At 68.7% G+C, this 9,853-nt stretch carries 9 protein-coding genes; 6 read left to right on the forward strand and 3 right to left on the reverse strand.

Translation table 11 applies throughout. The features are described 5' to 3' along the window. The first annotated feature begins 2 nt into the window (after positions 1-2). From AB7O82_RS21695 to AB7O82_RS21710, 4 genes are read left to right on the forward strand one after another with little or no spacing between them, the layout of a single operon-like run. Positions 3-875: an FAD binding domain-containing protein gene (locus AB7O82_RS21695; RefSeq protein ID WP_428554802.1), complete on the forward strand. Its 873-nt coding sequence runs from the start codon at positions 3-5 to the stop codon at positions 873-875. Then, complete coding sequence (locus tag AB7O82_RS21700; protein WP_428554799.1) at positions 872-1,372, forward strand: (2Fe-2S)-binding protein; 501 nt, start codon at positions 872-874, stop codon at positions 1,370-1,372. Before AB7O82_RS21695 ends, AB7O82_RS21700 begins: the two co-directional genes overlap by 4 nt. Then, positions 1,369-3,681 (forward strand): xanthine dehydrogenase family protein molybdopterin-binding subunit, encoded by a 2,313-nt coding sequence (locus tag AB7O82_RS21705; RefSeq protein ID WP_428620155.1) that lies wholly within the window; start codon positions 1,369-1,371, stop codon positions 3,679-3,681. The genes AB7O82_RS21700 and AB7O82_RS21705 overlap by 4 nt, the downstream gene beginning before the upstream one ends. Further along, a complete protein-coding gene (locus AB7O82_RS21710) occupies positions 3,681-3,911 on the forward strand; it encodes a MoaD/ThiS family protein (protein WP_428620157.1) in 231 nt (76 codons plus the stop codon). The genes AB7O82_RS21705 and AB7O82_RS21710 overlap by 1 nt, the downstream gene beginning before the upstream one ends. 189 nt (positions 3,912-4,100) lie before the next feature. On the opposite strand, the gene hslU is transcribed toward AB7O82_RS21710, so the two are convergent. Both hslU and hslV read right to left on the reverse strand, forming a co-directional pair. After that, positions 4,101-5,411: an ATP-dependent protease ATPase subunit HslU gene (gene hslU, locus AB7O82_RS21715; protein ID WP_428620158.1), complete on the reverse strand. Its 1,311-nt coding sequence runs from the start codon at positions 5,409-5,411 to the stop codon at positions 4,101-4,103. A 7-nt stretch (positions 5,412-5,418) separates the two neighbouring features. Continuing rightward, the gene (gene hslV, locus AB7O82_RS21720; RefSeq protein ID WP_428620159.1) at positions 5,419-5,982 is read right to left on the reverse strand and encodes an ATP-dependent protease subunit HslV; all 564 of its coding nucleotides are present in this window, start codon (positions 5,980-5,982) and stop codon (positions 5,419-5,421) included. Positions 5,983-6,035: 53 nt separating this feature from the next. Between hslV and AB7O82_RS21725 the strand changes: the two genes are divergently transcribed. Both AB7O82_RS21725 and AB7O82_RS21730 read left to right on the forward strand, forming a co-directional pair. After that, positions 6,036-7,286, forward strand: coding sequence for an NAD(P)/FAD-dependent oxidoreductase (locus tag AB7O82_RS21725; protein WP_428554284.1), 1,251 nt, complete (start codon positions 6,036-6,038; stop codon positions 7,284-7,286). A 153-nt stretch (positions 7,287-7,439) separates the two neighbouring features. Beyond that, the gene (locus tag AB7O82_RS21730) at positions 7,440-8,906 is read left to right on the forward strand and encodes an amidohydrolase family protein (protein ID WP_428554287.1); all 1,467 of its coding nucleotides are present in this window, start codon (positions 7,440-7,442) and stop codon (positions 8,904-8,906) included. 180 nt (positions 8,907-9,086) lie between these two features. Here AB7O82_RS21730 and AB7O82_RS21735 read toward each other — a convergent pair. Then, positions 9,087-9,853, reverse strand: a 767-nt coding sequence (locus AB7O82_RS21735; protein ID WP_428620160.1) for a M48 family metallopeptidase, incomplete at its 5' end; no start/stop codon positions are given.

The following is a 9,853-nucleotide window of genomic DNA, read 5'->3' on the forward strand; positions in this document are numbered from 1 at the left end:
TCATGGGCTTCGATTTTCACCAGCCGGACAGCGTTGCGGGCGCCATTGCGCTCGCGCAGCGCTATGGCGAGGCGGCCCGCTTCATCGCTGGCGGCACCGACCTCATTATCCAGATCAACCGCAAGCGGCTGGCGCCGCAGCATCTCGTCAGCCTGTCCGGCCTCGGCCTCGACGGCATCCGCGAGACTCCGCACGAGATCACGATCGGCGCCATGACGACGCACAACGAGGTGGTCTTCCATCCCGGCTTCCGGAAGCAGCTGGTTGCCCTCGCCGAGGCCTCGGCCGTCGTGGGCGGGCGCCAGATCCGCCATGTCGCGACGGTCGGTGGCAACATCGTCAACGCCTCGCCGGCGGCCGATGTCGTGCCGGCCCTGCTCGTGCTCGATGCGATCGTCGATCTGCAGGGTTCAGAGCAGGCGCGCAGCCTGCCACTCGATCGCTTCCTGCTCGATCGCGGCCGCACCGAGCGGCAGCATGACGAGATTCTGACCGCGGTCAGGTTCGCGCGGCCGCCGGCGGCGAGCGCGACGGCCTTCCTCAAGGCCGGACGGCGCAAGGCGATGGAGATCTCGGTGGTCTGCGTCGCCGCCCACCTTGGCGGCAGGGAGGACGGCGAGGGTTTCAGCAAGGTGCGTATTGCCGTCGGCGCCGCCGCCCCGCGCACCTTCCGGGCGAGCGCGGCCGAGGCGCTGATCGCCGAGCGCGGCGATGACGGGGCCTCGTTCGCCGAGGCCGGCAGGCTGGCCGCCGAGGCCGCGCTGCCGATCGGCGACGTGCGCGCCTCGGCGCGCTATCGCAGGCTGCTGGTCGCCGCCCTGGTCGAGCGTGCCCTGGCGACCTGCCGCGACCGGATGCGAGGAGCCGCCGTATGACCCGGACCCCGCTCGAGCTCACCATCAACGGCGAGAGCCATCAGGTCATGGTCGAGCCGCACTGGACGCTGCTGCAGGTGCTGCGCGGCGAGCTTGGCTTGAGCGGCACCAAGGAGAACTGCCTGGAAGCCGAATGCGGCGTGTGCACCGTCCTGCTCGACGGCAAGGCGGTCAACTCGTGCATCCTGCTGGCGCGACAGTGCCAGGGCCGGTCGATCACCACCATCGAAGGCCTGGGCGATCCCGAATCGCTGCACCCCCTTCAGGCGGCCTTCATCGAATGCGGCGCCGTGCAATGCGGCTACTGCATCCCGGGGATGATCCTCACGGCCAAATCTCTTCTCGACGAGTGTCGCGGCCGGCTGCCCAGCGAGGCCGAGATCCGGGAGGCGCTGTCGGGCACGCTGTGCCGCTGTACCGGCTATCAGAAGATCGTCGATGCGGTCGCCCTCGCCGCCCGCCGGATCGAGGCTCGTCGGATGGAGGCCTCGCCATGAGCGGCTACCAGCATCGCGTTGCGGGCCAGCGGCTGAGTCGTCTCGACGGCGTCGGCAAGGTCACCGGCAGGCACGTCTATGCCGCGGACTTCGCCTTGCCCGGCATGCTGTTCGGGAAGATCCTGCGCAGCCCGCATGCCCACGCGCGCATCGTGCGCCTCGACACCACCAAGGCACGCGCGCTGCCCGGCGTACGCACCATCCTGACGGCCCGCGACATACCGATCATCCGCTTCGGCACGGCGATCAAGGACCGCCCCATGCTGGCCGACGGCGAGGTTCGCTTCGTCGGCGAGGCGATCGCCGCCGTGGCAGCGACGACCATGGAGATCGCCGCCCGCGCGATCGGCCTGATCGAGGTCGAGTACGAGGCGCTGCCCGCGGTGTTCGACCCGGAGGCAGCCCTGGCCGACGGCGCGCCGCTCGTCCATCCGCAGTGGAGCACCTACCAGGCGCTGCCGGTGTTCGCTCGCGACGGCAATGTTTCGGGCCGCTGCTCGATCGGCCACGGCGACGTCGAAGCGGGATTCGCCGAGGCCTATCGCGTCTACGAGCACCGCTTCACCTCGCAGCTCGTTCATCCCGGCTACACCGAGCCGCGCGCCGCGGTCGCGAGCTGGGACGGCAACGGCGACGTCATCGTCTGGACCAACACCCAGCTTCCCTTCGACATGAAGAACATGCTGGCCGACGTGCTCGACCTGCCGGCCAGCAAGGTGCGCGTGATCGTGCCAGGCATCGGCGGCGGCTTCGGCGGCAAGCTGCGCGTCGGCGTCGAGCATTTCGCCGGCTGGCTGGCGCGCAAGGCGCGGCGTCCGGTCAAGGTCATGACGACCAGCGAGGAAGAGCTCCTGGACGCCTATCCGCGCCAGCCGACCATCGTCACCCTGAAGACCGGCGTCGCCCGCGACGGCACGCTGCTGGCGCGCAAGGGACAGGTGATCGTCGACTGCGGCGCCTACGCCAACTCCGGACCGGCGACGGCGGCGGTCGCCCTGCAGGTGCTGAACGGGCCCTATCGCACCGCCAATCTTTTTCTCGAAGGCGTCGCCGTCTACACCAACAAAGGCGCCACCGGCTCGTTTCGCGCGCCGGCCGGACCGATGGCGAACTTCGCGGTGGAATCGCAGATCGACATGATCGCCGACGATCTCGGCATCGACCCGCTCGACATGCGCCTCGGCAATGCCTTCCACGAAGGCGATTCCGGTCCGGCCGGCGAGAAGCTGGCGAGCGTCAGCATCGCCGAATGCCTCACGCGCGCCGCCGATGCGATCGGCTGGAAGGATCGCAAGCCGGGCCGCGGGCGCGGCAAGGGCATCGCCTGCAGCTGGTGGATGACGACCGGCGGCTCGTCGGGCGTCTACGTCAAGATCAATCCCGAGGGCACGGTCACCTTGATAAGCGGGGCCGTCGAGATCGGCACGGGGGCGCTCACCGGCGCAGCACAGATCCTGGCCGAGGAGCTCGGCATCGATCTCGCCGACGTGAGCGTGGCCGATGTCGACACCGAGTCGACGCCTTTCGACTACGGCGCCCAGGGCAGCCGCACCGCCTTCTCGGTCGGCAATGCCTGTCGCGTGGCCGCCGCCGACCTCCGGCGACAGGTCTTCGAGATCGCCGCCAGCCAGTGGCAGGTGCCGGTCGACGGCATGCGACTCGACGGCAAGGCGGTGGTGCTCGGCAACCGGCGCATGACACTGGCCGACATCGCCGCGCTGTCGCTGCGCGCGGGCGGCGGCCTGATCTCGCACGGCGCGGTGATCCAGCCCATGCCGACCTTCGATCCGGCGCGCGTCAGGAACCATCCGCTGCCAGCCTGGACCAGCCCGAGCTATCACGCCCACGCCGTCGACCTGTCGGTCGACCAGGTCACCGGCGAGGTGTCGATCAACCGCTACGTCGTAGTGCAGGATGTCGGCTACGCCATCAATCCGACCTACATCGAAGGCCAGATCGAAGGCGGCGTCACGCAGGGCATCGGCCAGACCCTGAGCGAGGAGATCGTCTACCAGGACGGCCGGGTGCTGAACGCCAACCTGACCGACTACAAGATGCCGACGGCGATGGACGTGCCGCGCATTGAATCCATCCTGGTGCAGAGCCCGAGCGTCAACGGGCCATACGGCGCCAAGGGCGTCGGCGAGCCACCCTGCATCCAGCCGCCGGCGGCGATCGCCAACGCCATCGCCGTCGCAACCGGCGTGCGCGTGCAGACCCTGCCGATCACGGCGGAGAAAATCGCGCTGGCCCGACTGGACGAGCCCAGGTCGAGTCAGCCCAAGTCGCGTCGCGACGAGCCCGGGTGATGGAAGTCACCGTCAGGACCTGGGGCAACCTGCGCCGCTTCCTGCCGGGCGGCGTCGATACTGCCACCGTACAGGTCCCCGACGGCGCCACGATCGACGACCTCACGGCGCAGCTTGCGCTGGAGCACGAAGTCTGGGCGGTGGCGGTCAACGGCGAGGTCGCGTCGTTCTCGACGACCTTGTCACCCGGCGATCACGTATTTCTGTTCGACCATCTGCATGGAGGGTGACCTTCCTTCCCAGCGTCTCCGCTGGGGAGGTGTCCGCGTCTGCGCGGACGGAGGGGTCATGTGTCTTCCGGACCGCGGGCGTCTCGCCCGCTCATGATCATGAGGCGGGCGAGACGCCCCCGGTCCGCATGATTCATGACCCCACCGCCCCGTATGACGGGGGCACCTCCCCACATCGTGGGGAGGAAATCACAGCACGAACTTGCTCAGGTCGGCGTTCTTGGCCAGCGCGCCGACGCGGTCGCGGACGTAGGCGGCGTCGATCTCGATCTTCTGGCCGGGCTTGTCGGAGGCGGTGAAGCTGATCTCCTCGAGGAGCTTCTCCATCACCGTGTGCAGACGGCGCGCGCCGATATTCTCCACCGTCTCGTTGATGTCGGCGGACAGTTTCGCCAGCTCGTCGATGGCGTCGGGCTTGAAGTCGAGCTCGACCTTCTCGGTCGCCAGCAGCGCCTTGTACTGCTTGACCAGGCTCGCCTCGGGCTCGGTCAGGATGCGCCGGAAATCCTCCTGGCTGAGCGACGCCAGGCTGACGCGGATCGGCAGGCGGCCCTGCAGCTCGGGAAGCATGTCGGACGGCTTGGCGAGGTGGAAGGCGCCGGAGCAGATGAACAGCACATGGTCGGTCTTCACCGGACCGTGCTTGGTGTTCACGGTCGTGCCCTCGATCAGCGGCAGCAGGTCGCGCTGCACGCCCTCGCGGCTCACGTCGCCGCCGCCGCGGAACTCGCTGCGAGCGGTGATCTTGTCGATCTCGTCGATGAACACGATGCCGTTCTGCTCGACCGCCTCGCGGGCATCGCGCACGACCTTCTCCTGGTCGAGAAGCTTGTCGCTCTCCTCGCGCATCAGGGTGGCGTGCGATTCGGCCACCGTCATCTTCTTCTTCTTGGTGCGTCCGCCGAACGCCTTGCCCAGCATGTCGCCGATATTGATCATGCCGACCGACGCGCCAGGCTGGCCCGGCACCTCGAACTGCAGCGGGGCGCCGGAATCGGCGACCTCGATCTCGATCTCGCGCTCGTCGAGCTCGCCGGCGCGCAGCTTGTGGCGGAAGCGCAGCCGCGTCTCCTCGCTGGAATTGGCGCCGCACAGCGCATCGATCACCCGATCCTCGGCGGCGAGCTCGGCCTTGGCGCGCACGTCCTTGCGCAGGCGCTCGCGCGACATGTCGAGCGCGGCTTCCATGAGGTCGCGGGCGATCTGCTCGACGTCGCGGCCGACATAGCCGACCTCGGTGAATTTGGTGGCCTCGACCTTGAGGAACGGCGCGTTGGCGAGTTTGGCCAGGCGGCGGGCGATCTCGGTCTTGCCGCAGCCGGTCGGGCCAATCATCAGGATGTTCTTGGGCAGCACCTCCTCGCGCAGCTCCTCGGGGAGCTGCAGGCGGCGCCAGCGGTTGCGCAGCGCGATCGCCACGGCACGCTTGGCGTCCTGCTGGCCGACGATGTGCTTGTCGAGTTCGGAGACGATCTCGCGCGGGGAAAAGTCGTTGCTCATTGCGCTCTCAGAGCTTCTCGATGACGAGGTTGTGGTTGGTGTAGACGCAGATGTCGGCGGCGATGTTCATGGCCTTGCGGGCGATCGCCTCGGCATCGAGGCCCTCGACATCGATCAGCGCCCGCGCGGCGGCCAGCGCATAGTTGCCGCCCGAGCCGATGGCGATGATGCCGCCTTCGGGCTCGAGCACGTCGCCCGAGCCGCTGAGCAGCAGCGACACGTCCTTGTCGGCCACCGCCATCATCGCCTCGAGGCGGCGCAGGTAGCGGTCGGTGCGCCAATCCTTGGCGAGCTCGATGCAGGCGCGCAGCAGCTGGCCGGGATGGCGCTCCAGCTTGCTCTCGAGGCGCTCGAACAGCGTGAAGGCATCGGCCGTCGAGCCGGCGAAGCCGCTCACGATCTGGCCGCTGCCGAGGCGGCGGACCTTCTTGGCGTTGCCCTTGACGATGGTCTGGCCCATCGAGACCTGGCCGTCGCCGGCCATCACCACCTCGCCGGCCTTGCGGACGGACAGGATGGTGGTGGCGTGCCAGCCGGGTGACTGCGAATTGTCGGAGAAGGCGGAAAACATGGCCCCCGTAGATAGTCAATAACGGGCGTAAATCAATCTGCTAACGTCCCCCGATGAGCGACCAGCCCCCCGTCATCATCATCGGCGCCGGCATCGTCGGAACCGCGACCGCACGAGCCCTGCAGCGCGACGGCCACGCCGTCACCCTGATCGACAGCGCCGAGCCCGGCCGCGCCACCTCCTACGGCAATGCGGGCTTCGTCGCCATCGACCACCTGTTGCCGCTCGCCCGGCCGTCGGTGTTGCGGCGCGTGCCGCAGATGCTGCTGGACCGCGCCAGCCCGCTCACCGTTCACTTGCCCAGCCTGCCCTGGCTGGTGCCGTGGATGGCGCGCTTCGCGCGCGCTGCATGGAGCAACGCCGAGGTCCGCAAGGGCATCGATTCGTTCGGCCACCTCATGGCCGAGGCCAACGTCACCTGGAAGGCCGAGATCCAGGCCTCGGGCCTGGGCGAGCTCTTCAAGAGCCGTGGCGCGCTCTACGTCTATGAAAGCGAAGCCTCCTTCGCCGACGGCGCGCAGGAAAGGGCACTGCAGACCGCCAAGGGCACCGTGTTCGAGCTCATCGACGGCAAGCGCGCCCGCGAAATGGCGCCCGGCCTCAGCCCGCACTTCGTGCGCGGCGTCTACTATCCCGACGGCATGCACACCATCAATCCGTATCGCGTGGTGGCGACGCTCGCCGAGCGCTTCGCCGCCGAAGGTGGCACGGTGCTGCGCGGCCGCGTGCGCAGTTTCGATCGCGACGGCGATCGCGTCAGCGCGGTGCAGATCACCGACCAGTCGCTACCCGCCAAGGCGGTGGTGATCGCGGCCGGTCGCGCTTCCGGCGAGCTGACCCGACTGCTCGGCTTCAACGCGCCGCTGGTCGCCGAGCGCGGCTATCACGTCATGCTGGCATCGGACAACGTGCGCTTCGACCTGCCGGTGAGCCCCGCCGAGCGCGGCTTCTTCATCACGCCGATGGAGGAGGGACTGCGGCTCGCCGGCACGGTCGAGCTGGCGGCGCCGCACCAGCCTCCCACCTGGTCGCGCGCCGACCTGCTGGTGCGCCATCTCAAGGATGTCTTCCCCGGTGTGGGCGGCAGCGAGGTCTCGCGCTGGATCGGCGAGCGGCCGAGCCTGCCCGACTTCCGGCCGGCGATCGGTCGCGCGCCGCGGCTGGCCAACGTCTACTGCGGCTACGGCCATCAGCATGTCGGCCTCACGCTTGCCACCGCGACCGGCCGTCTGATCGCCCGCCAGATGGCGGGCGAGCCCCTGCCCGATGCCTTGCAGCCTTGCGACCCCGGCCGGTTCGGCTAGGGCGCTTCCCGAGACGACGGAGCCGCGTGCAGTTCCGTCATATCGGCAATGCGCGCCCTGGTGGCGGTTGCCGCAACGGACGGACGTTGCACACGCCAGCCACGAGGACTAGCCTTCGCCGTCAACTGGCGAAGACGCACCTTGGAGGCAGGCATGAGTTCTCATCGCAGCCCCGCAGACGTTCGTTCAGGGCTGAAGCACCCCATCATCGATGCCGACGGTCACTGGGTCGAGTACAACCCGGTGTTCGCCGAACGCATGCGCAAGCTCGCCGGCGACAAGGCGGCCGACGGCTACCTGGCTTCGCAGCGCCGCGTTCCCGACGCGCTGTCGCTCACGATCTCCGAGCGCAAGCAGCGCGGCATCGCCATGGAGAACTATTGGGGCCGGCAGTCGACCAACACGCGCGATCGCGCCACGGCGATGATGCCGCGCATGCTCTACGACCGGCTCGACGAGCTGGGCATCGATTTCGGCATCATCTATCCGACGGCCGGCCTCGGCATTCCGCGCATCGCCGACGGCGAGACCAGGCGCGCGGTGATCCGCGGCTTCAACCTGGTCACGGCCGAATACTTCGCCAAGCTCGGCGACCGGCTGACCCCGGCCGCGGTGATCCCGATGCACACGCCCGAGGAGGCGATCGCAGAGCTCGACTTCGTCACCAGGCAGCTGGGCGCCAAGGTCGCCATGTTCGGTGGCGGCTTTCCGCGGCGCATCCCGGCGGCCGAGGGCCTCGATGCCACGGTGGGTCGCTTCTCGGTGACCTACGACAATCTCGGCATCGACAGCGACTACAACTACGACGCCGTGTGGCAGCGCTGCCGGGAGTTGGCGATCGCGCCGACCTTCCATTCCGGCGGCCGCGGCTTCGGCCTGCGCAACTCGCCCAGCAACTTCACCTTCAACCATATCGGCCACTTCGCCGCCGCCGGGCATGCCATCGCCAAGGGCCTGTTCCTGGGCGGCGTGACGCGACGCTTCCCCGACCTGCGCTTCGCCTTCCTCGAAGGCGGCGTCGGCTGGGGCTGCCAGCTGTTCGCCGACCTGATCGAGCACTGGGAACGGCGCGGCGCCCAGGGCCTGGCCTACATGGATCCCAGGAAGCTCGATCGCAAGCTGCTCAGGAGCCTGGTCGACAAGTACGGCTACGAGGACATGGCCGCCGAGCTCGACCGGCGCGACGGCTGGCCGCAATGGGAGGAGGACAACCTCACCGGCGGCGTGCCTGTGCACGACGATTTCGCCGCCTGCGAGATCAGCCGCAAGGAGGATTGGGTCGAGCTCTACGCCAAGCCGTATTATTTCGGCTGCGAGGCCGACGACCGCATGAACGTCACGGCGTTCGGCAAGGCCAACCCGTTCGGCGCCCGCATCAACGCGATCTTCAGCTCCGACATCGGCCACTTCGACGTGCCCGACATGCTGAGCCCGGTACCGGAAGCCTACGAGCTGGTCGCGGACGAGCTGATCACGGCGGACGATTTCCGCGACTTCACCTTCGCCAACGCCGTCCGCCTGTGGGGCACCCAGAACCCACATTTCTTCGACGGCACGTCGGTCGCCAAAGAGGCAGCCGCAGTCCTCAACGTCGCGCCGGCCCGCGCGGCGGCAGAGTAGGCGCTCTCCCTCCGCGCCCGGCCGCAACGGACCGGAGACATCGATCGCCTTCCCCGACTACGGGGGAGGCACGTGGAGCCATCGCTCATGTGCTGGGAGCGCGCCACTCCAATGGCGCTCTTCTCGTTGATGACACATCCCATGAGCGCCATCGGAGTGGCGCGCTCCCAGCCATGAGAGTCACACCCCGTACTGCAGCAGCGCCTCGCCGTTGCGCTTGAGCCAAGCCTGCGGAATCTCGATCGGGCCGTCACACAGGCCGCGCGCCACCGCCCAGAAGCGCTGGCTGTGGTTGAGATGGACGAGGTGGGCGACCTCGTGGGCGACGAGGTAGTCGACGACGTCGGGCGGCGCGAAGACCAAGCGCCAGGAGAACGACAGGGTCGCGTCGGATCCGCAGCTTCCCCAGCGTGACCGGCTGTCGCGCAGCGTGATGCGCTTCACCGGCCGATCGACGCGCGCCGCTTTCTCGTGGACCAGCGGCACCAGGTGGCCGCGCAGCTCGGCGGTCAGCCAGTCGCGCAGCCGGCGCGGCAGGTGCTCGGGTTGGCCGGCGACATGGATCTCGTTGCCGTCACGCCATACTGTGCCGCGCACGTCGCCGCGATGGCGGATGCGATGCGGCGCGCCGAACAGCGGCAGCTCGGCGCCATCGACGAAGGGCCGCGCCACCGGCAGCCGTTTGAGACGGGCCGCGATCCAACCGGCCTGGGCGTGTGCGAAGTCGATCGCGGTACCACGCGCCATGCGCAGCGGCGCCGTCAGGACGATTCGCCGGAGGGCGGCGTCGACCCTGAGGGATGCGCGGCGGGCGCGGCGACTGCGCACGAAGGTGACGGGCAGGATATCGCCGGCATGAGCAATGCTAAGTTGCTCGGGCTCGGGCACCGCTTTAGGCAGGACGAAACGAAGCACCGCGCCGGACAGCGACATGCATCGCATCATAC

Source organism: Reyranella sp. (assembly GCF_050185545.1).
Classification (GTDB): Bacteria; Pseudomonadota; Alphaproteobacteria; order Reyranellales; family Reyranellaceae; genus Reyranella.

Bases quoted from the DNA above. Each gene is read 5' to 3' on its own strand.
- AB7O82_RS21695 (WP_428554802.1), top strand. From the start codon at position 3: ATGGGCTTCGATTTTCACCAGCCGGACAGCGTTGCGGGCGCCATTGCG.
- AB7O82_RS21700 (WP_428554799.1), top strand. From the start codon at position 872: ATGACCCGGACCCCGCTCGAGCTCACCATCAACGGCGAGAGCCATCAG.
- AB7O82_RS21705 (WP_428620155.1), top strand. From the start codon at position 1,369: ATGAGCGGCTACCAGCATCGCGTTGCGGGCCAGCGGCTGAGTCGTCTC.
- AB7O82_RS21710 (WP_428620157.1), top strand. From the start codon at position 3,681: ATGGAAGTCACCGTCAGGACCTGGGGCAACCTGCGCCGCTTCCTGCCG.
- hslU (WP_428620158.1), bottom strand. From the start codon at position 5,411: ATGAGCAACGACTTTTCCCCGCGCGAGATCGTCTCCGAACTCGACAAG.
- hslV (WP_428620159.1), bottom strand. From the start codon at position 5,982: ATGTTTTCCGCCTTCTCCGACAATTCGCAGTCACCCGGCTGGCACGCC.
- AB7O82_RS21725 (WP_428554284.1), top strand. From the start codon at position 6,036: ATGAGCGACCAGCCCCCCGTCATCATCATCGGCGCCGGCATCGTCGGA.
- AB7O82_RS21730 (WP_428554287.1), top strand. From the start codon at position 7,440: ATGAGTTCTCATCGCAGCCCCGCAGACGTTCGTTCAGGGCTGAAGCAC.